This is a genomic window from Plantactinospora sp. KBS50 (assembly GCF_002285795.1).
In the GTDB taxonomy this organism is placed as follows: Bacteria; Actinomycetota; Actinomycetes; order Mycobacteriales; family Micromonosporaceae; genus KBS50.
Map to the genome: position 1 here is coordinate 3,484,511 of NZ_CP022961.1, position 26,992 is coordinate 3,511,502.

The following is a 26,992-nucleotide window of genomic DNA, read 5'->3' on the forward strand; positions in this document are numbered from 1 at the left end:
TCTCCTACACCAGATCCCAGGACAGCGGCGTACCCTTCGCCACGTCCGACCGGAAGGTCCGCCCGAGCACGCTGCCCAGGGTGTCCGGCGGCAGGCCGCCGGCCGGCCGGATGGACCGGACGTTCGCCGCGGTGACCGGTTCGCCGGCGCGCACGTCGGCCACCACGTACAGCGAGCGGCGGAACCGCAGCCCCTCCCGCTCGGCCTCGGTGGGCCCGATCGCCGGTTCGCCCAGCGCCTGCCAGGCCCGCTCGGACTCGGCGACCAGCGCCGCCAGTTCGGCCGGCTCCAGCGAGAAGGCCGAGTCGACGCCGCCGTCGTCCCGGGCCAGCGTGACGTGCTTCTCGATCAGGCAGGCGCCGAGCGCCACGGCGGCGACCGGGGCACCGATCCCCATGGTGTGATCCGACAGTCCCACCGCGGTGCCGAAGACGTCGGCCAGCACCGGCAGGCGGCGCAGGTTGCTGTGTTCCGGCGGCGCCGGGTAGGAGGCGGTGCAGGCCAGCAGCACCAGGTCGGTGCAGCCGCCCTCACGCGCGGCGCGCACCGCCGCGTCGATCTCGGCCACCGTGGCCATCCCGGTCGAGATGATCATCGGTTTGCCGGTGCCGGCCACCAGCCGGATCAGCGGCAGGTCCACCAGCTCCGAGGAGGCGATCTTGTACAGCGGGGCGCCCAGGCCCTCCAGCAACTGGACCGCGGTCGGATCGAACGGGCTGGAGAACGCGGTCAGGCCGTGCTTGCGCGCCCGCTCGAAGATCGTCTCGTGCCACTCCCACGGGGTGTGCGCCCGCTCGTACAGCCGGTAGAGGTGCTCGCCGCCCCACAGGTCGTGCCCGGAGCCGATCCGGAACCGCGGGTGGTCCACGTCCACCGTCAGGGTGTCGGCCGTGTAGGTCTGCAGCTTCAGCGCGTGCGCCCCCGCCTCGGCCACCGCGTCGACCAGGGCCAGCGCCCGGTCCAGGTCACCGTTGTGGTTCCCGGACAGCTCCGCCACGATGTACGGCCGCTGCCCGGGGCCGATCCGGTGATCGCCGACGGTGAACGGCTCACTGCGCTGCACGGGTACCTCCGGTGCTGGTGGGGATGCGGGGACGGCGGTCGGCGGCGCCCAGCTCGGTCCAGACGACCTCCCGCGGTACGCCGTCGACCGGGCGCTCGTAGCGGCGCGTCGCGCGGAACCCGAACCGGCGGTGCAGGGCGAGCACCTGCGCGTTGTCCGCCAGGGTCTCCCCGCCGAGCCGGTCCAGGCGCAGGTCGTCGAAGGCGTACCGGACGGCCGCGTCCTGCAGCCCGAGCCAGGCCGGCAGCAGCTCGCCGCGCTCCCGCAGGCCGGCGAGGTCCAGGTAGTAGCCCCAGCTTCCGGTCCGCTCGACCGGCCCGTCCGCGGCCGGCGACCCGTCCGGACCCGGCAGGTCGGCGAAGACCACCGCGCCGGCCGGCACGCCCGCGTGCTCGTACACCAGCACCCGCCGGGCCGGATCCCGGCGCACCGCGTCCCACCAGGCGCGGTGCTCGTCCGCGCGGATCTCGTGGGTGGTGAGGCTGACCCGCCGGACCTCGGGGTGGTTCCGCCAGCCGAGCAGAAGATCACGATCGTCGTCGCCGACCGCGCGCAGCCCGTTCCGCACCCGCACCCCTGGTTGTCGATTGATGTGCAGCGGCCACCGTAGCGGCCCGAACCCTATGCTCCGGTTACGTGCGAGGGGTGGTCAGGCAAACCCCCGGTGAAGAGGAGGGCCCGAGTCGGCGGACCCGGGGCCGGACCGCGGGTGAGAGAGTGGAGCCCGTGCGGGTGGGGATCCTCGGGCCGCTGGAGGTCCGCGACGGCGACCGGGTCGTACCGGTCGCCGGGGCGCGCCTGCGTGCCCTGCTGACCCGGCTCGCGCTCGACCCGGGCCGGCCGGTGGGCGTGGCCGCGCTCGCCGAGGCGCTCTGGGGCGACACCCCGCCGGCCGAGCCGGCCAACGCCGTGCAGTCCCTGGTGTCCCGGCTGCGCCGGGTCGCGCCGGGGCTGGGGGTGCAGTCCGGTCCGGCCGGCTACCGGCTCGTCCTCGGCGCCGAGGACGTCGACGCCGGCCGGTTCGAGCGGCTCACCCACGCCGGCCGGACGGCGCTGCGCGGCGGGGACGCCACCGGTGCCCTGCCGATGCTGCGCGAGGCGCTGGGCCTGTGGCGCGGCCCGGCGCTCGCCGAGGTCGCCGACGCCCCGTACGCGCTCGCCGCCGCGAGCCGGCTGGCGGAGCTGCGGCTCACCGCGCTGGAGGACCGGATCGCCGCCGAGCTGGCCGTGGGCCAGAGCGGGCCGCCGGTAGCCGAACTCGACGAGCTGACCACCGCACACCCGCTGCGCGAGCGGCTCGCCGCGCTGCACCTGCGCGCCCTGGCCGCCGCCGGCCGGCCCGCCGACGCGCTCGCGGCCTACGAACGGATCCGTCGCCGGCTCGCCGAGGAACTGGGCGCCGATCCGTCGCCCGAACTGCGCGCCGCGCACCTCGCCGTGCTGCGCGGCGAGGCCGCGCCACCGGCCGCGGCACCGGTGCTCGCCGCGCCGGTGGCGTCGAGCGGCGCGGACCGGGCGCCCGGCAACCTGCGTGCCGCGCTCACCACCTTCGTGGGGCGCGAGCGGGACCTGCGCCAGGTCACCGCGCTGCTGGCCGGAAACCGGCTGGTCACCCTCCTCGGGCCGGGCGGCGCCGGCAAGACCCGGCTGGCCAGCGTGGCCGCCGCCGAACTGGCCGCCGGGACGGCCGGCGGCGCCTGGCTGGTGGAGCTGGCGCCGGTCACCGACCCGGCGGACGTGCCGCGGGCCGTGCTCGACGCCCTCGGCCGCCGGGACCTGACGATCGACCCGGCCCGCTCCACCCCGCGGGACACCCTCGGCCGGCTGGTCGACGTGCTCTCCGCCGGGGAGACGCTGATCGTGCTGGACAACTGCGAGCACGTCGTCGAGGCCGCCGCCCGGCTCGCCGACGAGCTGCTCGGCCGCTGTCCGGCGCTGCGCATCCTGGCCACCTCCCGCGAGCCGCTCGGCATCCTCGGCGAGGCGCTGGACCCCGTACCGCCGCTGCGGCTGCCGCCGCCGGACGCGACCGCGACCGACGCGCTCGCGTACCCCTCGGTCCAGCTGCTGCGCGACCGGGCCGCGGCCGTGACGCCCGGGTTCGCGGTGACCGGCGACAACGTCGGGGACGTGGTGGAGATCTGCCGCCGCCTGGACGGCCTGCCGCTGGCCATCGAGCTGGCCGCGGCCCGGCTCCGGACGCTCTCGCCGCGGCGGGTCGCGGCCGGCCTCGACGACCGGTTCCGGCTGCTGACCGGCGGCAGCCGCACGGCCCTGCCGCGGCACCGGACGCTGCGCGCGGTGGTCGACTGGAGCTGGGAACTGCTCACCGACCGGGAGCGCGAGCTGGCCGGACGGCTGGCGGTGTTCCCCTCGTCGATCACCGCCGACTCCGCGGCCGGTGTCGCCGGCCGGGACGCCGTACCGCTGCTGGACGCGCTGGTGGACAAGTCGCTGCTCCAGGTCGTCGGCGACGGCAGGTTCCGGATGCTGGAGACCATCCGGGAGTACGGCCTCGAACGGCTCACCGCCGCCGGCGGGCTCGGCGCGGCCCGGGGCGCGTACGCCGCGCACTTCCGGGATCTGGTGCTGACCGCCGACCCGCACCTGCGCACCGCCGGCCAGTTGCCCTGGCTGCGGCTGCTGGAGGCCGAGCGGGACAACATCGTCGGCGCGCTGCACGTGGCCTGCGACGACGGCGACGCCGACACCGCGCTGCGGATCGGCGCGGCGCTCGCGCTGCCGCTGGCGATCTGGGGCGACGGCGGCATCGGCGGCGACGTGCTCGCCCGGGCGAGCGCGCTGCCCGGACCGGACCTGCCGGCGGAGCGGGCCATCGTGCTGGCCATGCGGATGCTCACCGACACGTTCGCGCACGGCCGCTTCCCCGAGCCGGTGCAGGTCGCCGACGTGACGGCGGCGGTGCGGGCCGCGGCGGAGACCGGCAACCCGTACGTGGTGCTGCTCGAACCGGCGCTGTCGGTCTTCACCGACGACACCGACGCCGGACTCGCCGCGGTGGCCCGCGGGCTGGACCACGCGCAGCCGTGGACCCGGGGCACGCTGCTGGCCATGCGCAGCCAGATCAAGGAGAACGACGGGGACGCCGAGGGCATGCTGGCCGACCAGTTGCAGGCCATCACCCAACTGCGGGCGGTCGGCGAGCGGTGGAGCCTGTCGATGGTGCTCAGCCAGTACGCGGACGCGCTGAGCAAGCGCGGTGACCACGCGGCGGCGACCGCGGCGCTTCAGGAGGCGGCCGGGCTGTCCCGGGAACTGAACCCCTCGGTGGAGCCGATGCTCCAGGTGATCTGGCTGGCCGGGGCGCGCGCCCGCGCCGGCGACGTGGCGGCGGCCAGGGCGGACCTGCGCCGGTTCGTGACCGACGAGGCGGCCGCCCAGGACGGCCGGGCCACCACGTACGCGCTGGTGATGCTCGGGGACATCGCCCGGCAGGAGGGTGCGCTGGACGAGGCGGCCGGCCACCTCGCCGAGGCCGACCGCCGGCTCTCGGCGTTGACGCTGGCCGCGCCGCAGTTCCACGGGCTGCTGCTGGTCGCCACCGCACACCTGGCGCTGGCCCGCGGCGACCTCGCCACCGCCCGCCGGTACGTCCTGCGGGCGGTCGAGGGCGGCACGGCCGCGCGGGACATGCCGGCGCTGGCGACCGTGACGGTCGGGATGGTGGCGATCGCGGCGGCCGAGGACCGCCTCGAACTGGCCGCGGAACTGCTCGGCACGTCCGACTCGCTGCGCGGCTGGCCCGACCTGTCCAACGCCGACGCGCAGGCGCTCGCCGAACGGCTGCGGGCGAAGCTGGGCGACCAGGCGTACGCCGCCGCCTACGCCCGCGGGCACGACCGGAGCCGGGCGGAGGCGCTGGCGCTGATCACCGCCAACCCGGTGCGCTGAGCGTCCGTCGGCCCGGTGCGCCCACCCCTCCGGCGGTCCCGCCGGGCGCCCCGGCGCTCCCCGGTTGCCCGTCCCCGCCGACCCCGCGCGACGGTCGGGGCGGCGGTGGCACCGGGAAGACCTCCCGGCGGGCCACCACCGCCCCGATCAGCGCCCGGCGGGGCGGTGCCGCCGCTCAGGCGCGGCGGCGGTACGCGCGGACCGCGAGCGGCGCGAAGACCGCGATGATCGCCACCATCCAGACCAGCGACTGGGTCACCGGCCTGGCGACCGGGCCGCCGATGATCAGGCCGCGGGCGGCGTCCATCACGTCGGCCACCGGATTGATCTTGACCCACCACTGGAGCCAGCCGGGCAGCGTGTCCGTCGGCACCATCATGTTGGTGCCGAAGGTCAGCGGGAACATCAGCAGGAACGCGGTCCCCTGCACCGCGCCGGGGCTGCGCAGCAGCACCCCCAGCAGCACCCCGACCCAGGTGATCGCGAACGCGAAGCCGATCGTCAGCAGGCAGGCCGCGAGGGTCGACAGCGGGTCGGTCCCGATCCGGAAGCCGATGGCGTACCCGAACCCGAACAGCACCACGATCGAGACCACGAACCGGACGAGATCGCCCACCACCGAACCGACAAGCGGCGCGGACCGGGCGATCGGCAGGCTCCGGAACCGGTCGAAGACCCCCTTCTCGACGTCGGTGTTCAGGCTGACGCCGGTGGCGATCGACGCGAACAGCACGGTCTGCACCATGATCGCCGGCAGCAGGAACTCCAGGTACGCGTGCTGCGAACCGGAGATCGCGCCGCCGAGCAGGTAGACGAAGATCACCACGAACATGACCGGTTGCAGGGTCACGTCCAGCAGTTGCTCGGGGGTCCGGGCGGTCTTGATCAGGCTGCGGACGGCCAGCGCGAGGCTGTGCCGGACCAGCCCGAACGGCCGCTTCGGCGCCGCCTCGGGACGCAGGGTACGGGTCTGCTGCGGCGGCTGGGCCGCCTGGGTCACCGCGGTCATGCCGCCACCTCCGAAAGCTCCTGCGCACCGTGGCCGGTGAGCGTGAAGAACACCTCGTCCAGGCTGGGCAGCCGCAGCGCCAGCTCGACCACCCCGATGCCGGCCTCGTCGAGCCGGCGGACCACCGTGGTGAACGTCGTGTCGTTCTCCACCGGGACGGTGAGCACGCCCGGCTGCGGCAGTTCGGGGTCGGCCCCGGTGGCTGCGCGCAGGATGTCGGCCGCCGCGCCGATCCGGCCCGGGTCGGTCGGCCGCACCACGATCGTCTGGCTGCCGGCGATCCGCTTCAGCTCGGCCGGCGTGCCGTGCGCGATCACCCGGCCGTGGTCGATCACCGAGATCTCGTCGGCCAGCGCGTCCGCCTCGTCCAGGTACTGCGTGGTCAGCAGCACGGTCGAGCCGTCGTCGACGAGCGAGCGGACCACGCCCCACATGTCCTCGCGCTTGGCCGGATCCAGCCCGGTCGTCGGCTCGTCCAGGTAGATCACCTCGGGCCGGCCGACCAGGCTCGCGGCCAGGTCGAGCCGCCGGCGCATGCCGCCGGAGTACGTCTTGGCCGGCCGCCCGGCCGCCTCGGTCAGGTCGAACCAGGCGAGCAGTTCGGCCGCCCGTGCCTTGGCCTCCCGGCGGCGCAGGTCGAGCAACTGGCCGATCAGCACCAGGTTCTGCGTGCCGGTCAGGTCCTCGTCGACCGACGCGTACTGCCCGGTCAGCCCGATCATGCGACGGACCCGCGCGGCATCGCGGACCACGTCGTACCCCCCGACGGTGGCGCGCCCCTCGTCGGCGCGCAACAGTGTGGCGAGGATCCGCACCGCGGTGGTCTTGCCGGCGCCGTTCGGCCCCAGCACCCCCAGCACGGTCCCCCGGCGTGCGGCGAGGTCGATCCCGGCCAGCGCGGTCGTCGTACCGAACCGCTTGACCAGGCCCTCCGCCTCGAATGCGTTACTCATGCCGGCCAGCATGGCCCGGCCCGCTGACAGCCCGCGCACACCGCGCTGACACCGACGTCCGCGGCGTCCGGTGCGCGGATCAGGCCGCTGTCAGGCCGAGCCCGGCCCCGGGCCTCCCAGCGCCCGGACCCAGCGGCCGAGCAGGTACGCCGCGCCGGTGTTGCGGCGCAGCCCGAGCGGCTGGTCGCCGCGGGAGCCGTCGAAGCGCAGCGTGCTGGCGATCAGCCGGCCGGCGCCGTAGGCCAGTTCCACCGCGTACTCGTGCACGGCGGCGGTGCGGGTGTCCACCCGCCGCAGCAGCGGCCGGACTTCGCCGGGCCAGGCCGCGGCGTCCAGGGCCAGGTCCGGCGCCAGCCCGGCGAACTGGAGATCCGTCCAGCCGTCGTGCGGGAAGTCGCCCCACGCCTCGTGCGGCTCGATCACCCGGACCGCCTCGCGCCAGAACGGCAGCGCCGACACCGGCAACGGCGAGTCCGGGCAGGCCGCGTCGACCAGCAGAATCGCGTTGCCACCGGCGCGCAGGTGCCGGCGTACCGGCTCGGTCCAGGCCGTCGCCAGCAGCACCGGGCCGGGCCGGGCGGGGTCGGCCGCCGGGTCGGCATCATCGGTCGGGCCGCCGGCGGCAGGGTCGGCCGGGTCGGCCGGGTCGACGATCCGGGGGCGAGGGCGGCCAGGCCGGTGAGCCGGCCGGCCGGGTCGACCAGCGCCACCGGGCCGGTGTCCGCCCACCCCTGGTCGGGCAGGAACCAGAACGACCAACTGTTGCCGGCGGTCCGGCCGGCGCACTCCAGCTCGATCCGGAGCACCGCGCGCCGGGGCCGGTCGACCACCGGCGCCGTGAACTCCGCGACGCCCAGCCCCGAGACGGTGCCGGGCGCCGCCTGCGCGGACAGCCGGCCGGACGCGAACGGCGCGCACCCGGTCGCCGCTTCGGTCCCCGGCTCGCTGCCGTCCCCGGTGTCGGCGAAACCGACCCGCCAGCGGAGGTCCACCCGACCGCCGGCCGGGCCGTGGTGGGCCAGCACGAGATGCGGACGGACCCGCGCCCCGGCCGGGTAGCACCAGGTGTCCCAGGGCGCCGGCCGGTCTCCCCCGGCGGTCCAGGCGCGCCGCCGGTCCCAGTCCAGGGCCACCACGAGATCCCCGTTGAACGCCGCGAACCCGTCCGGGTCGACCTTCAGCCGGCCGAGGTCGTCCCAGAGGCCGGCGGTGCTGATCGGGGTGTCCCGCTCGCCGGTGATCACGTAGCCGCTGGTGTCGGCGCGGCTCCGGACGGCCTCCAGGGTGACCTTGCGGTGCAGCACGGCCTGCCGGGCGGAGATCCGTTCCAGCTCGGCGCCGCGGTCCCAGAACCCGTTGCCGCGCAGCGTCTCCTCCTGGGCCGGCACGTCGTACTGCCAGCGGGCGCCCTGCGGGTTGACCGCCGGGTCGGCGCTGGTCCACCACGGCCGCCCGGCGGCGGCACCGGCGGCGGGGGTACCGGCCGGCCCGGCGCCCGCGGCGGTGCCGTCCAGCCGGCGCAGGTCGCGGAACGTGTCCAGATCGCAGAACTCGCCGAACAGCCACGGCCGGGGTGCCCGCCAGCGCGGCGCGAAGTGGTCCAGGGTGGCCCGGAAGTACGCCGGCTCACAGTAGAGGTGGTGGTCGTCGAAGTCCGCGAACTCGTCCAGCAGCCCGCCGTACGCCTCGCCCGAGCCGCTGTTGTCCCGCACCAGCGTGCCCGGCGCGAGCCGCTTGACCAGGTCGTACAGCGGGCCGAGCACGTCGGCACCGACGGCGGCCGACAGCTCGCAGCCGAGCGTGACCAGGATGACCGACGGATGGTTGGCGGCGGCCCGGACCAGCCGTTCCGCCTCGCCGAACAACTGCCGCCGGAAGTGCGCGGTGGGGTGCGGCAGCCACATCGGCAGCTCCACCCAGAGCAACATGCCCAGCTCGTCGGCGAGCGCGAAGTAGTACTCGGGCGGGAACCACAGGCACAGCTTCACGCCGTTGAAGCCGAGCCGACGCAGCTCGGTCAGGTCGGCGCGGACCCGGTCGGGGCCGGGGTCGGGATGCAGCCGGTCGGGGTACCAGCCCCAGGAGAGCGCCATCCGCGGATAGACCGGGTCGCCGTTGAGCCGCAGCAACGCGCCGTCCGCGGTGAGCGTGCGCAGTCCGGTGTGCACGGTCCGCTCGTCGCCGTCCCCGGTGCGCAGCGTGACGGCGTACCGGGCCGGGTCCCGGGGCGACCAGGGCCGCGGCCGCGGGATGTCCAGCTCGAACTCCACCCTGTCCGCGCCGGTGGCCCGCCGCCGGGCCACCGGTTGCCCGGCGGGGTCGCGCACCTCCACCGTGACCTCGCCCGGACCCAGCAGCGTGGCGGCCACCGAGAGCCGACCCACGGCCGGACCGGCCCGGCCGGTCACCGCGACGTCGCCGAGCGCGCAGTCGCCGGTGACCAGCAGCCGCACCGGCTGCCAGACGCCGCCGTGGGAGTGCCCCCAGACGTACGGCAGGAAGCCGGCCAGCGTCTCCCGCTGCGGATAGCGGCCGGGTACCGGCGCGGAGTCCGGGCCGCCGGTCAGGCTCGCCGGCTTCTCCACCCGGACCAGCAGCTCGGCCGGGCGGCCGGGTTCGACCAGGCCGGTGATCTCCACCTCGAACGGGTCCCACATGCCGACGTGCCGGCCGGCCTCCCGGCCGTTCACCAGCACCACGCAGGCGTAGCTGACGGCGCCGAACCGCAGCCGCAGCCGCCGGTCCCGGGCGGTCGCCGGCACGTCCACGGTGCAGCGGTACTCCACCGGCCCGGGATGCTCCAGCGGGATGCCCGCCTGCTCCCAGGAACCGGGCACCGGCACCGGCCGCCAGCCGTCGGTGCCGGCCGGCCGGCACTCCCACGGCCCCAGCACGGTCACCGGCACACCGTCCATTCGCCCTGCTCGGCCCAGCCCAGCGACACGGTCCGGCCGTCCACGTCGACGTCCGCCCCGTCCGCGCCGTCCACGTCGACGTCCACCCCGTCCTGCCGGGGCCGCAGGGTGATCGTCACCGGCCGGCCGCGGTGGGCCAGCCGGACCCGGTACGCGCGGCCGGGCACCCGCAGCGCGGCCGGCAGGTTCGGCCGGACCAGCAGCCGGTCCCCGACGATCCGGGCGCCGACCAGGACCCCGAGCAGCAGGTGCACGCCGAACGCGCCCCAGCCGTACCCCTCGCCGCCGCAGCGGCCGGAGGTCGGCCAGTACTCGCAGGCGACGCCGGGCAGGGTGCGCTCCTCGTCGGTGTCCCGCGCGTCCCAGAACCGGTAGGCGCGCTCCACCACGTCGCCGGCGACGGCCGCCGCCACCTCGTGCTCGCCCAGCGCCTGTGCCGCGTCCACCGCGGTCCAGACGAACATCGGCCAGACCAGGTCGGTCGGGTCGACCGCCCGGACCGCGGCGCGCAGCGCGGCGGCCGGCGCCGAGCCGGCCAGGCCGAGGCCGAGCGGCGCCCACAGCATCACGTCGTCCACCTCGGTCGGCCGGCCGGTCCGGGCGTCCACGTCGGCGTAGCGGGCACCGGTGAACAGTTCGGCGGTCCGCCCGGCGTACTCGCCGGCCAGGGCCGACCAGCCGGCGGTGTCGCGGTCCCGGCCGAGGATCCGGGCGAACTCGGCCATCGTGCCGGCGGCGTGCGCGACCGCGGCGTGCAGGTCGACCGGGCGCAGGTGGTGGACGGGATGTCCACCACCGAGCGGCTGGTCGCCGAAGCGCGGCGACAGGTCCTGGCCGGACTCCCAGCTACAGGCGTGCCCCAGCCAGCCGTCGGCGTCCCGCCGGTGCGCGAGCCACCAGTCGAGGTAGCCGGCCAGGTGCGGGTAGATCCGCTCCAGCCAGTCCCGGTCGGGGGCGGCGTCCCACAGGTACCGCAGCACCAGCCACGGATAGCCCCACTGGGGACCGGTGCCGCACGGGCTGCCGTCCGCCGAGACCATGTTGTAGCTGCCGTCCTCGCGGGAGCACGGCACGTTCGGCGCGGGGGCGTCGGCGAAGGTGCCCAGCAGCAACTCCTGCGCCGCGGCCGGATCGGCGTAGCCGATCAGCAGCGCGTCGATGGCCGCCTCGCCGAGCACCACCCGGGGCGCCTGGATCTGCATGGCGTCCCACGGCCGGCGGTAGATGCCGACCGGCGGCTTGACCATCATCCGCAGCGTCTCCAGGTCGTACACCAGGCCGCGCCGCCAGTGCGCCGGCCAGTCGCCGGACAGCCGGGGCGCGGTGGCCCAGAACCGGCGGTCCTCGGCCGCCAACTCGGCCCGCACGACGGGGCGCCGGCGGCGGGCCTCGGCGAGCCGCGCCCGCGCCTCGGCCTCGGTCCGCCCGCGGGCCAGCAGCACCGTCAGGTCGTGCTCCCGGTCGCCGGGAAACTCCAGCACCGCGGCCAGATCGACCCGTTCGCCCGGGGCGCCCAGCACGGTGGCCGGGCCGGCCGGCGGGGCGTCCGGCAGCCCGTGCCGGCTCCACCGGTCGGCGTCCGCGGCGTCCGTGGTGACCGCCGCGGCGGCGCCGGGCTCGCAGACCCACAGCACGAACGCCTCGCCGTCCTCGAAGCCCTGCAACAGGATCGTCGTACCGGTGCGGCGTCCCACCAGGCCGGACTCGCCCCAGCTCAGGTCGGCGCCGATCTGCCGGGTGTAGTCGGCCCGCACCGCCAGCCGGTCGGCCACCCGGCCCCGCACCCGGGCCGCCAGCACGTCCGGGCCGACCAGGTGGAACTCGGCGGTCAGCGGCCCGGCCGGCGGTCGCGCGCGGAACTCCACCAGGTTCTTGGAGTGGTACGCCGCGCCGAGCCCGTCGAGGTCGGCGCCGTGCAGCGCCCCGTCGGCGACGATCCGCAGCCCCGCCCGGTAGACCTCGCGCCGGCCGCCGTAGCCGCGCGCGTACGCCGGAAAGTGCCAGCGGAAGCCGAGATCGTGCGAGCGGACCACGCCCCGCGGGCTCAGCCGGCGGGTGTGGGTGGGGATGTCCAGGTAGCCGTGCGGGGTGTAGTCGTCGAGCGGGAAGTCGCCGGTGGACTCGGGCACGGTGGGGTCGGGCACGGTGGGGTCGGTTCCGGTCGCCACGGCCTCAGCCCTTCACGCCGGTCAGCGAGATGCCGGCCACGAAGTAGCGCTGGGCGAACAGGTACACCACCACGACCGGCAGCAGCGACACCACCGAGGCGGCCATCATCAGCGGCCAGTTGGGCTGCTGGTACGCCGAGGAGGTGACGTTGAAGTACGCCAGGCCCAGTTCCACGGTGCGCATGTCCTCGTCCCGGGCGATCAGCAGCGGCCACAGCAGGTCGTTCCAGGTGCCCATGAACGCGAACACGGCCACCGTGGCCAGGGCCGGCTTGACCAGCGGGAGGAAGATCCGGAAGAACACCGTGAACTCGTTCGCCCCGTCGATGCGGGCCGCGTCCTGGTAGTCGCGCGGGATGGTGAGGAACGCCTGCCGGAGCAGGAAGATCGCGAACGCGCTGGACATGCCCGGCACGATCAGGCCCTGGTAGGTGTTGACCCAGTTCAGTTTGAACACGATGAGGAACAGCGGGATCATCGTGACCTGGAACGGGATCATCATGGTGGCCAGGAACAGCACGAAGATCGACTTCGAGCCGGCGAAGCTCAGCCGGGCGAACCCGTACGCCGCGCTGGCGCAGAACGCCACCTGGCCGGCCACCGTCACGGCGGTGACGACGGCGCTGTTCAGCACGTACCGGCCGAACGGCGCCAGGGTGAACAGGTTGACGTAGTTGCCGAAGTCCCAGGTGTCCGGGAAGAGATCCGGCGGGTACGAGAAGGTGGTGCCCGAGGGCTTGAGCGACGTGGTCACCATCCACAGGAACGGCACCAGCATGAAGGCGCCGATGAGCGCCAGGATCGCGTACGTCGGCACGGTGCGCGCCGCGGCGAGCAGGACCTTGCGTCGGGACATCGGGACTCTCTTTGTCGGCTCGGGACTCTCGTCGTCGGTGCGGATCCGCCGTCCCCCGCGGGACAGGACCCGCCGTTCCCCGCGGGACGGGTTCCACCGTCCCCGGCGGGACAGGGTCCGCCGGGGACGGCGGGGTCAGCTCAGGTTCGACTCGCCACGTCGGCGGATGAACCACAGTTGCAGCAGGGTCACCAGGAAGATCACCGCGAACAGCACCCACGCCTGCGCCGAGGCGTACCCCATCGAGAACTCCTGGAAGGCGCGCTGGTAGATGTGGTAGACGGCCACGTCGGTGGAGCCCAGCGGCCCGCCCTCGGTGATCACGTACATCGGGGTGAAGACCTGGAACCCGCCGATGATGCCGGTGATGACCAGGAAGATCGTGGTGGGCGCCAGCAGCGGCAGGGTGACGTGCCAGAACTGCCGCCACCGGCCGGCGCCGTCGATCGACGCCGCCTCCAGCAGTTCACGCGGCACGGCCTGCAGGCCGGCCAGCCAGATCACCATGCTGAAACCGGCGCTCTTCCAGGTGTTGATCAGGACGATCGCGAACATCGCCGCGTGCGGGTCGTCCAGCCAGTTCTGCTGGGGCAGGTGCAGCAGCGTGAACAGGTAGTTGACCAGGCCCGCGTCCGGGGACAGCAGGGTGATCCAGATGACCGAGACGGCCACCCAGGAGGTGATGACCGGCATGAAGAAGACCGCGCGGAACACGTTCATCCCGCGCAGCTTCTGGTTGACCGCCACGGCCAGGGCCAGGCTGACCGCCATGCCGATCGGCACGGACAGCACCGTGTAGTACGCGGTGTTGGCCATCGCGTGCCAGAACGGGTCGTCGCCGAGCAGGGTCAGGTAGTTGTCCAACCCGACGAACGGGGCGTCCAGGAAGCTCGGCGAGGTCCACTCGTGGAACGACAGGTAGAGGCTGAACAGGATCGGCACCAGCGCGAACAGCGCCAGGTGGGCGGTTGCCGGCAGGATGAACAGGTAGCCGGCCCGCTCGGACCGCCGCCGGCGGCGCCGGGCCGGACGGTCCGCGCGGGGCGCGGGTACGTCCAGCACGGCGCCGCCGCCACCGGCCTGCATGGTGCTCACTGCTTCGCCAGCTCGCGGTTGATCGCCGGGATCGTCCTGGCCACCTGCTCGGGCACCGAGCCGCCGCGCAGGATCTGCTCCATCATCCCGTCCAGCGCCTTCTCAATGGTCGGGTACACCCCGATCTTCGAGCCGTACGGCGGCCGGCCGCTGGCGGTGGCGTCCACGAACGCCCTGTCCAGCTTGGCGAACTTGGCCGAGTCGCTGGTGAGCGACGCCTGCGCGGCCTCGGTGCTGGCCGAGATGGCGATCCCGGTGACCGCCTTGGTGTCCTGGTAGCCCCGGCCGGTGGCCGCGTCGATGAAGGTGGCCGCCGCCTTGATCTTGGCGGCCGGCAGGTCGTGCCGCAGCACGAAGCTCGACTCGTACAGCGCGGTGGCCTCGGCCGTGCGCTTCGGCTGCGGCACCACCGCCACCTTCTCCGGCGCGTAGCCCTTGGCGCCGGTGAGCCCGACCAGCGACCAGTGCCCGCTGTCGAACATCGCGAACCTGCCCTGCATGAACAGCGCGTTGGCGTCCGAGGCGTTCGTGAGCTTCTCCAGGGTGGACGGTGAGGGCGCCACCTTGTGCTTGAGCACCAGGTCGGCGTACCACTGGATCGCCTCGATCGCGGCCGGCGCGTCCAGGAAGCCGCTGGCGGTGCTGCCGTCCGGGGCGATGACGTCGCCGCCGTTCTGCCAGATCCGGTAGACCCACTGGTACGCGTACTGGCTCAACCGGTAGCCCCACTGCGCGACGTCGCCCTCGTCGAAGTTCGGGTCGAGCCGGTTGCGCCCGGCCGAGTCCAGGGTGAGCCGCTGGGCCGCGGCGAGTTGGTCGTCCCAGCTCCAGCCGGCCTGCGGGAGTGCCACGCCGGCCGCGGTGAACAGGGTCGGGTTGTAGTAGACGACCATCGGGGTGAAGTCGTTGGGCAGGCCGTAGATGCCGCCGTCCTGCGCCTTGTGGATCTCCATGACCTGCGGGAAGAACCGGTCGGTGGTCAGCGACGGCACCGCCTCCATGCACTTGCGCATGTCCAGCAGCAGCTTGCGCTGGATCAGCGGCGCCAGGCTGGACGCGTCCTGCGACCACAGGTCGGGGGCGCTGCCGGAGGCGAGGTCGACGATGATCTGGGTGTCGAAGTTCGGCGGTGCCTGGATCGAGTTGATTTTGATCTTCGGATGCTGCGCCTGGAAGTCGCTGAGGAACTTCTGGTACGCCTTGTCCAGCTCCGAGCCCTTCTCCTCGGGCGGGACCTGGAACCCGACGACCTTCAGGGTCACCTCGCCGTCCGCCGAGACCTCGTCGTCCGAGCCGCAGGCGGCCAGCAGCGGTCCGGCCGCCACCGCGGCGGCGGCGCCGAACCCCCAGCGCAACACCGACCGGCGGCCTACCAGGGCAGCCGCGCCGGAGAGGGCGGGCGGCATGTGTCTGTCGTTCATCTCGCTCCTGCCGTGGGGATGTGGTGGACCCGGCCGAGGTGCCGGGAGGCAGCACGGGGGCACGGACGAGGGCCGACACCTCGTCCGCCGGAAGCGTTCCGCCGGAAACTTGGCTGGGACCGTAACCACCCCGGAAAAGCGTCGTCAACGGTCAGCGGCAGAGAAACCAGTTTCTCAGCGTGAACCAGAAGCCGCCGTTACCGACAGTCATCGCACTCCCACACCCCCTCCGGCCGGCCGGACCGGCGGCCGCAAATTTCCGCCGCTCATCCCTGGATTTCCCGGCCCGGTGCCCTTACCTTCGATAGCCAACCGACGCCGAGCCAACCGGCCGCAGGCGTCCTGGAACGGTTCGAACTTTCCCCACCGAACTGCGCAAGCGGTTTTTCATCTCGTCCCTGAAGGGGTGGTTGTGGCCCCCACCATCCGCGACATCGCCCGGGTCGCCGGCGTCTCCGTGGCCACCGCCTCGAAGGGGCTCAACGGCAAGGGCCGGATGCGTCCGGAGACCCGGCAACGCATCCTCGACGTCGCCCGGCAACTCGACTTCCGGCCCAACCGCAACGCCAGCTCGCTCACCACCGGCCGCACGTACACGGTCGGGCTGCTGACCCGGGACGGCTACGGCCGGTTCACCCCGCCGCTGCTGGGCGGGGTGGAGGACGCGCTGTCGGTGGACACCGCGAGCCTGTTGCTCTGCGACGCCCGGCGGGACGCCGTGCGGGAACGGCACTACCTGGACGTGCTCGCCGCGCGCCGGGTCGACGGGCTGATCGTCACCGGACGGGCCACCGACCCCGCCCCGCCGCTGCCGCGCAGCCTGCCGTTCCCGGTGCTGTACGCGTACACCATCTCCAGCAACCCGCAGGACAGCAGCATCACCGTCGACGACGAGCAGGGCGGCTGGCTCGCCGCCCGGCAGTTGCTGCGGCAGGGCTGCCGCCGGATCGCCCACATCACCGGACCGGCGTCCGTGCTGGCGGTCCGGGACCGCATCGCCGGCGCCCGCCGGGCGCTGGCCGAGGACGGCCTGGAACTGCCCGACCGGCTCATCACGTACGGCCCGTTCGCCGAACGCGCCGGCTTCGCCGCCGCCCAGCGGCTGATGGCCGACGGCGACATCGACGGCATCTTCTGCGGCAGCGACCAGATCGGCCGCGGCGTGGCGGACGCCCTCGGCACGCTCGGCGTGCGGGTGCCCGAGGACGTGGCCCTCGTCGGCTTCGACAACTGGACCCTGCTGGCCGCCGCCACCCGGCCGCCGCTGTGCTCGGTGGACATGAACCTCTACCGGTTGGGCCGGCAGGCCGGCGAGAGCCTGCTGCGGGCCATCGACGGGCGGCCCGAACCGGGCGTACGCCGGTTGCCCTGCTCACTGGCCGTCCGGGCGTCCTGCCCGGCCCCGGTCACCGACACGACGGAGTGGCGGGACGACAGCCCGCTGGTCCCCGACGCCTGACCACCCGACCGCCCGAGCACCGAGCACCGGCCGGCGGGGCCGGCCACGACCCACCGCCGGCACATCGCCGCCGGACCCGAACCGACCCGAACCGCACGCAACCGCGCTGGAGTCACGCATGTCAGAGCACCGTCCAGGACCCGTCGTCGACACCACGGCCAGCCGGCACGCCCGGCTCCGTCCGGTCGCGCCACGAGACGTCCGGATCACGGACGACTTCTGGGCGCCCCGGCTGCGGCGCAACCGCGAGGTGACCATCCCCGCCCAGCACGCCCAGTGCACCCAGACCGGCGCGCTGCGCAACTTCCAGCGGGCCGCCGGAAGCGTGGGCGGCGACTTCAGCGGGCGGTACTACTCCGACTCCGACGTGTACAAGTGGATCGAGGCGGCCTCGTGGAGCCTGTCCACCGACCCGTCGCCCGAGCTGACCGACCGGTTGGACGCGGTGATCAAGCTGGTGGCCGGCGCGCAGGACACCGACGGCTACCTCAACACCTACTTCTCCGTCGACCGGGTCGGGCAGCGCTGGACCGATCTGGTGGTGCGGCACGAGATGTACTGCGTCGGGCACCTGGTGGCCGCGGCCGTGGCGCACGTGCGCGCCACGGGCGACACCGCGCTGCTGGACGTGGCGGTGCGGGCCGTCACGCACATCGCCCAGCGGTTCGCCCCCGGCGAGGTGCCGGGCGCCTGCGGTCACCCCGGCCTGGAGATGGCGCTGGTGGAGCTGTACCGCACCACCGGCGACGAGCGCTGGCTGACCCTGGCCGGCTGGCAGCTCGACTCGCGCGGCACCGGCGTGCTGGACGGCAGCGAGTACCTGGTCGACCACGAGCCGGTCCGCAGCCAGACCCGGGTGACCGGGCACGCGGTGCGGGCGCTCTACCTGTACGCCGGCATGGCCGACGTGGTGCTGGAGACCGGTGACCCGCAACTGCGGCACGCCCTGGACCGGCTCTGGGCCGACCTGGCCGGCGGGAAGACGGCGATCACCGGCGGCGTGGGGGCACGCTGGGACGGCGAGGCGTTCGGCGACGCGTACGAGCTGCCGGACCGGTCGTACAACGAGACCTGCGCGGCCATCGCGCACATCTTCCTGGCCTGGCGGATGCTGCTGCTGACCGGCGAGGCGCAGTACCGCGACGCGGTGGAGACCGCGCTGCACAACGGCGTGCTGCCCGGGTTGTCGCTGACCGGGACGGAGTTCTTCTACCAGAACCCGCTGGCCGACTCGGGCCGGCACCGCCGGGCCGAGTGGTTCAGCTGCGCGTGCTGCCCGCCCAACATCGCCCGGCTGCTCGCCTCGCTGCCCGGCTACCTCTACACCACCACCGACGAGGGCATCCAGGTACAGCTCTACATCGGCAACCGGGCCGAACTGCGACTGGCCGACGGCACCCCGGTACGCCTCGACCTGGCCACCGGCCTGCCCTGGCGGGGAACGGTGGCGCTGAGCGTGCAGCCGGCCGCGCCGGCCGAGTTCACCCTGTCCCTGCCCGTGCCCGGCTGGGCCGGCGCGCAGGTCGAGGTCCGGGTCAACGGCGAACCGGTGCGACCGGAGCGCACCGAAGGCCGGCTGGCGCTGCGCCGCACCTGGAGGCCCGGCGACCGGGTCGAGCTGACCCTGGGCACCGCGGTCCGCACCCTCGTCACGCACCCCCGGGTGGCCGCCACCCACCACCGGGCGGCGCTGGCCCGCGGTCCGCTGGTGTACTGCCTGGAGCAGGCCGACCAGCCCGGTACGGCGGTGGCCGACATCCGGCTGACCGGCGCGGAGAGCTGGACCGTCGAGGACCGGCCCGAGCTGCTGGGCGGCGTCTGCGCGCTCACCGCCGACGCCCGGGCGGTGCCGGCGGACGACGGCCCGCTGTACCGGCCGTACCCCGGTGTCCCGGCCGCCGGCGCGGACGTGCCGGTCACGGCCATCCCCTACTACGCGTGGGCCAACCGGCAGCCCGGCGAGATGCGGGTGTTCATCCCGCTGGCCTGAGGGCGACCCCGGCCGCCACCCGGCCCACCCGGCCCACCCGGCCCACCTGGCCCACCTGGCCTATCCGGTCCGGTCCGGCTGGGGTTCCCGCTGCCCGGCGATGTCGGCCGCCAGTTCGAGGGCGGCCCGCACCGGGTCGCCGTCCCACCGGCTGGCGAACGCGTCCCGCAGCCGCCAGCCCGCCCGGCGCAACGTGCGGTGCCGTTCGAGGTGTGCGTCGGCGCCGTCCGGGTGCGGGCCGCAGGTCAGGCCGACCGCGTACCGGCCGGCGCCGACGCACAGGTCGACCCGCCACCGCCCGACCGGATACCCGTACCGGGTCGGCAGCTCCAGCCGGCGCAGCTCCCGGGCCAGGTCGGCGGCCCAGCCCGCCGGCGCGCGCCGCTCCGGCGGCACGCCCGGCGGGTGGTCGGCGTACCGCAGGTACTCCCCGAGCAGCCCGGCCGCGTCGGGCAGCGCGGTGACCACCACCATCCGTTCGCGCGCCCGGGTGATCATGACGTTGAACAGGTTCGGGTCGGTGACGAAGCGGTGCCGGGCCGGCGGATCGCCGTCGGTCAGCCCGAGCGAGGCGATCACCGTGTCCGCCTCGCTGCCCTGGAAGCCGTGCACGGTGCCGCAGCGCAGACCGAACCGCTCGATCTGCTCGGCCGGGTACGCGGCCAGCAACGCCGCCTCGATGGCGTCGGCCTGGGCGCGGAACGGGGAGAGCACGCCGATCCCGCCGCCGGCCGGCCCCCGCCCGGCGTCGCCGGCCGCGCCGGACAACCCATCGCAGGCCGCGCCGGACAGCCCGCCGGACAGCCCGCCGGACAGCCCATCGGCCGGACCGCCGGACAGCCCGTCGGTCAGCTCGCGGACCTGGGCCAGCACCGCCGTCACCTCGGCCGGGCTGACGCCGTCCACCGCCGGGTCGGGCGGCACCCGGACCACGTCGATCACGTCGGCGCGTTCGTTGCGGGGATGCCGGGTGACCAGTTCCAGCCGGTCGCCGTAGAACCGGTGGGCGGAGAAGCCGATCAACTGCGGCGCCGCCCTGTAGTGCTCGGCCAGCCAGGTCACCGGGGCGGCCCCGGCGGCGAGGTCGAGCACGCTGGTGCGGCGCACGTCGAGGCGGTCGGCCAGCCGGTCCAGACCGTGCCGGTGCAGGGTGGTCTCGATGTCCACGTCGGCGACGAAGGAGACGAACCGTAGCTGCCGGGGGTCGCCGGCCACCAGCGCGCGGCGTCCCCGGGCCAGCGCCGGTGCGGCGCGGATCTGGTCGATGTGTGCGGCCTCGTCCAGCACCACCAGGTCGAACATGCCGGGCACCGGCGGCAGCAGATCCTCCACATCGGTCGCCGTACCGATCCACAGCGGCAGCGCCCGCACCAGCGCCGTACCGTCCAGGTCGGCCAGCAGCGCCCGGCGCCGGTTGCGCCCGGCGCGCAGGGCGGCGGCCAGCGCGGCCACGCTGCGCCGGCCCTGGGCGTTCCACCGGCGCGGCCCGGCGGCCCGGTCCCGCATCGCGGCGCCGGTCGCGGCCGTCAGCGCGGCGTCGGCCTCGGCCAGTGCGTCCCAGGACCGTTCCAGGTCGGTGCCGCCGGCCGCGGCGAGCCGGGCGGCGGCGCCGGTAGCGGCAGCGGCGTCGAGCGCGGCCCGCAGCCGCGGCACCGGTACGTCCGCGGCGGCCCCCAACCGGCGGCGCAGCCGCCCCGCCACCCGGTTGCGGCGCCAGCGGCGCCACCGGCCGCCACCGGCCTGGTCGGCCACGGCCAGCAGCGGGTACGCCGCACCGGGCGCGAACCCGGCGGCGAACGCCCCGGGCACCTCGGCGGTCAGCGCCGGCAGCAGCGGTTGCCACTCGGGCAGCGTTCCGGCCAGCCGTTCCGCCTCCAGCGCGGCGGCGATCCCGGACTGCACCGAGGCGACCCGCTGCGCCGCGCGGCGCAGCGCCGCCTCGGCGTCGCGCCCACGGGCACCCGCGGCGGCGCCGGTGTCCCGGGTCAGCTCGCCGACCACGGCGTCCCGGCGCTCCGCGTCCCCGAACAGCACCGGCGGCGGTCCCGGATACCGGCGCAGCAGGTCGGCCAGGGCGTCCACCGCGTGCACCGACTGGGCGACCACCAGGGCCGAGCCGCCGCGGTCCACCGTGTCCAGCGCGGCGGCCACCAGCGCGTGACTCTTGCCGCTGCCCGGCGGGCCGGAGACCGCCACGACCGGTTCGGTCCGGGTACGCCGGACCACCTCGCGCTGCGCCGCGTTGAGCGGCAGCGGCGACAGCGGCTCGGTCACGCCGGCCGGCACCCCGTCCCCGGGTCCGGCGGAGCCGTCCTGGTCCAGGTAGATCCGGGCCAGCGCGGTCGACTCCAGCCCGTCCCGGCCGGCCCAGCTCAGCAGGGTGTCCCGCAGACCGCTGGCCGTGACGTCCCGCACCACGTACAGGCCGGCGGCGCTCACCCCCGTCAGGGTGGTGTCGTCGATCGTCGCGGGCGGCCCGGGCACGACGGCCCGCACCGGCAGACCGGCGGCCGCGGCGGCGGCGCGCAGCCAGTCCTGCGCCGCCGCACCGGCCAGCCAGTCCGCACCTGCCAACCCGGGTACGTCCTCCAGCTCGGCGGCGCGGACCCGGTCCTCGATCAGCGGGGTGAGTTCGAGGTCTCCGGCCGGCCGGATCCGGTAGCCGCCCCGGCCCCGGTCCAGCCGCACGGGTTGGCTCAGCAGCGGCAGCCGTACCCGGTGCCGGTTGCCCTCGACGGTGGTGGCGCCGACCACGAACGCGATGCCCCGGCGCAGGATGCGTTCGTCGCGTTATGCCGACCTCGGCATAACGGCACTTATGCGGATCTCACGGTTATGTCGATCGGCCTCTGGCCCACGCGGAGGTCGCGGCACGCACGCTCAGGAAGCGAGGCACCCCGGCGTTCACGACGCCAGGCAAGCAAAGCTGGCCGCCACCGTCGCACGGTTCAGAAATTGGCATTGCCGCCGGCTGCAGAGGCAGCGGCGAGGAATCGTTGGGCGTGGGATGGCCGCGGGTCGCGGGAGATCAATGCCCGGCGCCGCTCATCGGGTTCGGGATCGTTGGTGCGAAGCCGCTGCCATCTCCCGCGACGAGGACGTCTGGAGCCAGGCGGCGGCGCGTCGAGCGGCCCTGGAGCTTCGCCGTTCGGTCCAAACGCCAACCAGGACCGCTCTCTGACTGGCCAAGGCGTATGAGCTGCATCACGGACCTTCCTCACGTTGCGTAGAGCTACAGGTAGTCGAACCCTGGGTGAGTTGCACGCCATCACGGCTACGTGGCCAGCCGGGACAACTTCTTCCATCGCAACCGTCACGGCAATTCGGATCAAAGATCCGTCGCGCAATAGACACAAGGCCGTGCGGGTGCCTCCGTACTTGATCAAGGCGCGCCGTCTGGACTAGCCGCCCTCGCGGCTCATCGGCACAGATCAAGACCTTCGGCAGTGTCGCGCCCCATCCCTACTACGCATCCTCGATGCGGCTGGTTCACTGAAGGGCTGGGCGGACGACCAAGGTCCCACGATCATGACCGGCAAATTGAAACACTTGTTCGCAATCCACTACTGAAGGCCAGCCCGAGTGGGTCCAGGCAGAGGGCGCCACAGTCGAAGCCATCCCGTCGTGAGATGAGCCGCGTCGCTGCAGGTCGCGGGCAGCCCAGGTAGCTCCGCGCGCTCTTCGGGCGCCGGAAAGAAGCATCGTCGATCCAGTCCAGTACTTCGTTGATCGGCGCCCGGATTTGATCTTGGCGAGCCGGGCCACTACAGAAAGTCCTCGCAAAGTGAACCGTTTCCCGGTCGCGGCGTGGGTCATATGGCATCGAACAATGCAGCACCGGAAAGTCCTCTGCGGTTATGAGTATAGGCAATCAGGGATTGAATCACCTGCCCGACCATTGCAGCCCGTGGCGGCTTCGGCGAAATGAGGCACGGAATGGAATAGGCGTCGATCGCCGCATGCCGTGCCCCTCCGCAACGGAAGCCGATCGCGCCTGCGTCAACTCGGGGCGAACGACTGCATGGAAGGACTACGGTGAGTGAGAGGGTGTCGGTCTCGGCGCGCCGCTCGGTCCGAAGAGTCCATGAACTGTCGCATGAGCTGGGGAAACGTGAATCCAAGCTCGCCTCACTGGCGGCTCCGAACCCTAGCCAATCACCTCCACTGTCAGGCGATATAGCTCTTCGCGCTTGCTGGGTAGCAATGCGTGGCGGCGTCGCGGGGCGGCAAGGTGTCCTCGTGTCGTGCTAGCTTGGCGCCGCGGCTATGGACCGTTAACCCGCCAGATGTCTTCTATACATCTTGGTGGCGCTCTAATGCGTCCTTCACATGCTACGGGGGATGTCTTCGTGAATCTCGGAATGGCTCCCGGCGCTATTGATGCGTCGGCGGTCTACTACGACGTCAGCAAGCTGAAAATGGTACGCGGGGAAGGGGTATATTTATTCGACGAATTAGGCCAGTCGTACATAGACTGCGCTTCTGCAACGTTTAACCTCAGCCTCGGCTACGGTCACCCGGCGGTACTGAAGGCGATGCGCGAGCAGGCCGAGACGCTCGTCCACGTAACGTCTTCGTTCCAGACAGATGTGATCAATGCTCTGTGTGCCAGACTGGTCGAACTCGCTCCTAGCGGCATGAGCAGGGTCCATCTGAAAGTCTCTAGCGGCTCTGCCGCCAATGAGGGTGCGATCAAGATGGCGCAGCGCGCCACCGGCGCCCGGGATGTCATCACGCTCTTCCGCAGCCATCACGGTCAGACCACGATGACGGCCAGCATGAGCGGCAACGCCTTCCGGCGCGCTCCGCTGGTCGACGTCCATCCGGGAGGCCTTCTCATCCCGGATCCGTACTGCAAGCGCTGCTTTTACGGCCAGACGCCGGAGTCCTGCGGCCTGGTCTGCGTCGACCGTATCGACCAGTTCATCGAGTTCGCCAGCCGTGGTGACGTCGCTGCGGTCATGATCGAGCCAATTTCCGGCAACGGCGGCAACATCGTGCCTCCGCCCGGATACTTCACGGCACTGCAGGCCTTCTGCCGCGAACGAAATATCAAACTAATCATGGACGAGGTCCAGACCGCCATCGGCCGCACCGGAAGGATGTTCGCCTCGGAGCATTTCGGCGTCGAGCCCGATGCGATCACCTTGGCAAAGGGATTGGGCGGGTCGGGCGCCCAGGTTGCCGGCATCATCACGACCGAAGAACTGGCGGGCTTGCCGTCGTCGGAACACTCCTTCACATACGGTTCGAACCTCGTCGCTGCGGCCGCGGGTCTCGCAACGTTGGAGATCGTATCACAGGAAAGTTTCCTAAAGAACGTCCGTGACACCGGTGACCACATCATGCGCCGGCTACGCGCCAGCCTGGGCACCTGCCGCAACGTGTTCGACATCCGTGGCGTCGGACTCATGATCGGCGTCGAGATCGTCGATGATTCCGGTGCACCGAGCAGCACACTGACTAATCACCTCGCGAACCAGGCAATGGAGCACGGGCTCATCCTGCGCACGTCGCGGTACGGCCGGGGCAACGTCCTCAAGATCCGCCCACCGCTGATTCTCACCATCGCCGAGGCGGATCTCATTTGCGATCGCTTCGAGGCGCTGCTCGCCACGGAGCTGTCATGACCGACACGCTTTCGACGAGCGCTCCTCGAGACGTGGTCTTCGTCGGCGGCGGCTACCGGACGGTCTCCTTCCTCGCCAGCCAGCCGTGGCTGCTGCAACACCGCGTCGACGTGCTGGAACGATCGAACTCGTTCGGTGGCGGAGCCTTCGCCGACTACGACTGCATGAGCACCTCGGTTGCCAACCGTTTCGTCGGCAAGGTCGCGCCGGTGGTAGCCGCCGCCGTTGAGGACCCCCGCCGGCTGAGCGAACTGCAGCATCCGGATGCCGAGCCGCTGCCGCTCACGGAGGTGTCCACGGTTCTGGAGGACGTGGGTCGAGCCGTTGAAGCCAGGCTCAGCGCGACCGGCCGCGTACAGCGGCAGTGTGAGGTGACTCGGATCCGAGCGCGCGGCGATGGGGTGAGCGTCGAGACGGGGAACGGCGAGGTCATTCGATCGCGTCATGTCGTGATCGCCACCGGCCGCGAAGAACGACCGCATCCGGCCCTGGCACACGTGCGGGAACGGACGATCCTCTCCAGCGAGCTGATCAGCGTCAGGCGGACCGACGACCTTTTAGCTCAGCTGAAGAAACTGTCCGCACCGGTTGTCATCGCGGGTGGCTCGCACAGTGCGGTCGCCGCGCTGCTGCGGTTGCTGCGCCTGCGTCAGCAGTGTGGCCGGCCGGATCTCGTGCTGACCATGGTCCGCCGCAGTCCCGTGCGGTTGCACTACCGTTCGCTGGCCGAAGCGCAGGCACAGCGTGATCCGATCAGCGAGGCCCCGATCGATCCGGTCGCCGATGTTTGTCCGGCCACCGGGCAGGTCAATCGGGACTCCGGGCTGCGCGGTAGCGGCCGCGCCACGTACCGCGCGCTCGCTGCGGGTGGCATTCCCGGAGCGTCGGTCCGGTCGGTCCGCTCGCTGGAGCACGCCTCGGGCCTGCTCGACGAGGCCGGCCTAGTCGTCCAGGCGCTGGGCTACCACGGGCGAGCGCCACGCATTGAGGGGCCGCACGGGGTCGTCCGTACGCCGGACAGCGATGACCGGCTGATCAACCTCGCGGACGGCACGGCGGTGATCGGCAGCGTCCCGGTACCCAGCCTCAGCGTGCTGCGCGTGGAGCCGACCCCCCTCGTGGTCCGCGATCATGGCCTTTACGGTCAGGGACTCTACGACGCTTTGGCCCGTCGGCTCCGCGACGAACTGGCGGTCCGCGCGTGACCCGGCTGGCTCTCTTGGACCGGCTCAGCAGGGCTCTGGCGGATGTCCAGGCGGATCTGCGCCAGGCTCTCGTGGTCGGCGTGACCGGCGCCGACGCCAGCGGCAAGTCCCACTTCGCCGCCGATCTCGCTGACCGGCTGCAAACCGAGGCCAAATGCCAGCTGGTTCATGTGGATGACTTCCACCGGCCCCGGGCGGTGCGTTATGCGGGCGAGCTGTCCGAGGCGGAGAAGTACTTGCGGCAGAGCATCGACCTCGACCGACTCGCCGAGGAGGTCCTGACGCCGATCCGCCAGAACGGGCAGTTGCGTCGCACAATGCGTCACCTGCACATCGAGGACGACACGTATACCGTCGAGCGGGCCTATGACATTGACCCAAGCACGATCGTCATCGTGGAAGGCGTCTTTCTTCTGCGGCCACAGGTCCGCGAGCACCTGCACCGCCTGATCTTTCTCGACGTGGACGAGGAGGCACTCGTCGCGCGCGGCAGCCGCCGCGACCGTGACCTGCATGGCCAGGGGGTAGAGCGGAAGTTCCGGGAGAAGTTCCTGCCCGCACAACGGCAGATCTTCGCGGCATACCCGCCGGACCGCCACGCCGACGTAATCATCGATAACAGCGACTGGCAAATACCCACCGTCACGAAATGGATACTTCCTTCATGCAAGCCGTGATCTTCGATCTTTGGCGCACGCTCGTGCCGCTGACCAAGGACCACAAGGCCGCGGCAATGACCGCCACTGCAGCCGCTCTGGGCGAAGAAACCCCGGAATTCCGTGCGGACTGGGCTCACACTCGATCAGAGCGAGAAACTACCGCGCTGCCGGACTACCTGGCCGGATTGCGAGCCGCTCGCGGGGCTTCCTGGTCCGCCGAACAGATCGAGCGGGCAATGGCGGCCCGGTTCGCCGCGCATTACCGAGCCTTCGCCGGGCTGCGGCCGGGCACACGGGAAACACTGCTAGCGCTACGAGACCGCGGCGTCCGGCTCGGACTCCTGTCCAACTGCAGTTCCGACGTACGGGAAATGCTGCTCCGAGCCGAGCTGGTGCCGCTGTTCGACACCGTGACGCTCTCGGCCGAGGTGGGGTTGATGAAGCCGGATACCCGCATCTTCCGGCACGCGATGGAAGCGCTCGGCGTCACCGAGGGCTACTACGTAGGCGACGGAGACGACGGAGAGCTCGCGGGCGCCCGCCACGCCGGTCTCATCGACGTCCTTTTCGATCTTGGCGAGGGTCGCTCCGGCACGCACAGCGTCACGCAGGTGGACGACGTCCTCGGTCTCGTTTCGGGGGTTCGGCAGTGAAATA

The 26,992-nt window shown here is 72.9% G+C and carries 18 protein-coding genes; 7 read left to right on the forward strand and 11 right to left on the reverse strand.

From position 1 onward, the window contains the following. Window positions 1–4 precede the first annotated feature (4 nt). Together pseI and CIK06_RS15540 are read right to left on the reverse strand one after the other, a co-directional pair. Window positions 5–1,063: a pseudaminic acid synthase gene (gene pseI, locus CIK06_RS15535; RefSeq protein WP_095565425.1), complete on the reverse strand. Its 1,059-nt coding sequence runs from the start codon at window positions 1,061–1,063 to the stop codon at window positions 5–7. Next, entirely contained in the window at window positions 1,050–1,631 is a 582-nt protein-coding gene (locus CIK06_RS15540) for a GNAT family N-acetyltransferase (protein ID WP_095567872.1), read from the reverse strand. Before CIK06_RS15540 ends, pseI begins: the two co-directional genes overlap by 14 nt. A gap of 158 nt (window positions 1,632–1,789) precedes the next feature. Between CIK06_RS15540 and CIK06_RS15545 the strand changes: the two genes are divergently transcribed. Beyond that, complete coding sequence (locus tag CIK06_RS15545; protein WP_198347875.1) at window positions 1,790–4,975, forward strand: BTAD domain-containing putative transcriptional regulator; 3,186 nt, start codon at window positions 1,790–1,792, stop codon at window positions 4,973–4,975. Window positions 4,976–5,150: 175 nt separating this feature from the next. On the opposite strand, the gene CIK06_RS15550 is transcribed toward CIK06_RS15545, so the two are convergent. The 8 genes from CIK06_RS15550 to CIK06_RS15585 form a co-directional block, all read right to left on the reverse strand. After that, entirely contained in the window at window positions 5,151–5,984 is an 834-nt protein-coding gene (locus tag CIK06_RS15550) for an ABC transporter permease (RefSeq protein ID WP_095565427.1), read from the reverse strand. Further along, window positions 5,981–6,937 carry an ATP-binding cassette domain-containing protein gene (locus CIK06_RS15555; protein ID WP_095567873.1) on the reverse strand — a complete coding sequence of 319 codons (957 nt, stop codon included), beginning with the start codon at window positions 6,935–6,937 and terminating at the stop codon, window positions 5,981–5,983. Before CIK06_RS15555 ends, CIK06_RS15550 begins: the two co-directional genes overlap by 4 nt. A 90-nt stretch (window positions 6,938–7,027) precedes the next feature. After that, window positions 7,028–7,360 carry a hypothetical protein gene (locus CIK06_RS30025; RefSeq protein ID WP_198347876.1) on the reverse strand — a complete coding sequence of 111 codons (333 nt, stop codon included), beginning with the start codon at window positions 7,358–7,360 and terminating at the stop codon, window positions 7,028–7,030. Next, window positions 7,357–9,852, reverse strand: coding sequence for a sugar-binding domain-containing protein (locus CIK06_RS15565; protein WP_095565429.1), 2,496 nt, complete (start codon window positions 9,850–9,852; stop codon window positions 7,357–7,359). Before CIK06_RS15565 ends, CIK06_RS30025 begins: the two co-directional genes overlap by 4 nt. Then, window positions 9,834–12,020, reverse strand: a complete 2,187-nt coding sequence (locus CIK06_RS29435; RefSeq protein WP_157756774.1) for a hypothetical protein — start codon at window positions 12,018–12,020, stop codon at window positions 9,834–9,836. Before CIK06_RS29435 ends, CIK06_RS15565 begins: the two co-directional genes overlap by 19 nt. A gap of 4 nt (window positions 12,021–12,024) precedes the next feature. Continuing rightward, window positions 12,025–12,876, reverse strand: coding sequence for a carbohydrate ABC transporter permease (locus CIK06_RS15575; RefSeq protein WP_095565431.1), 852 nt, complete (start codon window positions 12,874–12,876; stop codon window positions 12,025–12,027). A gap of 135 nt (window positions 12,877–13,011) precedes the next feature. After that, on the reverse strand, window positions 13,012–13,962 hold the full coding sequence (locus CIK06_RS15580) for a carbohydrate ABC transporter permease (protein WP_232534313.1): 951 nt from the start codon (window positions 13,960–13,962) through the stop codon (window positions 13,012–13,014). A 5-nt stretch (window positions 13,963–13,967) separates the two neighbouring features. Beyond that, complete coding sequence (locus tag CIK06_RS15585) at window positions 13,968–15,392, reverse strand: sugar ABC transporter substrate-binding protein (protein ID WP_157756775.1); 1,425 nt, start codon at window positions 15,390–15,392, stop codon at window positions 13,968–13,970. Window positions 15,393–15,804: 412 nt separating this feature from the next. Between CIK06_RS15585 and CIK06_RS15590 the strand changes: the two genes are divergently transcribed. Beyond that, a complete protein-coding gene (locus CIK06_RS15590; RefSeq protein ID WP_232533653.1) occupies window positions 15,805–16,851 on the forward strand; it encodes a LacI family DNA-binding transcriptional regulator in 1,047 nt (348 codons plus the stop codon). A gap of 118 nt (window positions 16,852–16,969) precedes the next feature. After that, entirely contained in the window at window positions 16,970–18,841 is a 1,872-nt protein-coding gene (locus CIK06_RS15595; RefSeq protein ID WP_095565435.1) for a glycoside hydrolase family 127 protein, read from the forward strand. 60 nt (window positions 18,842–18,901) lie between these two features. On the opposite strand, the gene CIK06_RS31090 is transcribed toward CIK06_RS15595, so the two are convergent. Beyond that, on the reverse strand, window positions 18,902–21,595 hold the full coding sequence (locus CIK06_RS31090) for an AAA domain-containing protein (RefSeq protein WP_232533654.1): 2,694 nt from the start codon (window positions 21,593–21,595) through the stop codon (window positions 18,902–18,904). 1,595 nt (window positions 21,596–23,190) lie between these two features. On the opposite strand from CIK06_RS31090, the gene CIK06_RS15605 reads away from it, so the two are divergent. Genes CIK06_RS15605 through CIK06_RS15620 form a run of 4 tightly spaced genes read left to right on the forward strand, consistent with a single transcriptional unit; the run spans window position 23,191 to window position 26,988 of the window. Beyond that, entirely contained in the window at window positions 23,191–24,471 is a 1,281-nt protein-coding gene (locus CIK06_RS15605; protein ID WP_198347877.1) for an aspartate aminotransferase family protein, read from the forward strand. Next, entirely contained in the window at window positions 24,468–25,676 is a 1,209-nt protein-coding gene (locus CIK06_RS15610; RefSeq protein WP_157756776.1) for an FAD/NAD(P)-binding protein, read from the forward strand. Before CIK06_RS15605 ends, CIK06_RS15610 begins: the two co-directional genes overlap by 4 nt. Beyond that, window positions 25,673–26,353 carry a hypothetical protein gene (locus CIK06_RS15615; protein WP_095565437.1) on the forward strand — a complete coding sequence of 227 codons (681 nt, stop codon included), beginning with the start codon at window positions 25,673–25,675 and terminating at the stop codon, window positions 26,351–26,353. Before CIK06_RS15610 ends, CIK06_RS15615 begins: the two co-directional genes overlap by 4 nt. Continuing rightward, the gene (locus tag CIK06_RS15620) at window positions 26,326–26,988 is read left to right on the forward strand and encodes an HAD family hydrolase (protein ID WP_095565438.1); all 663 of its coding nucleotides are present in this window, start codon (window positions 26,326–26,328) and stop codon (window positions 26,986–26,988) included. The genes CIK06_RS15615 and CIK06_RS15620 overlap by 28 nt, the downstream gene beginning before the upstream one ends. Window positions 26,989–26,992: the final 4 nt, after the last annotated feature.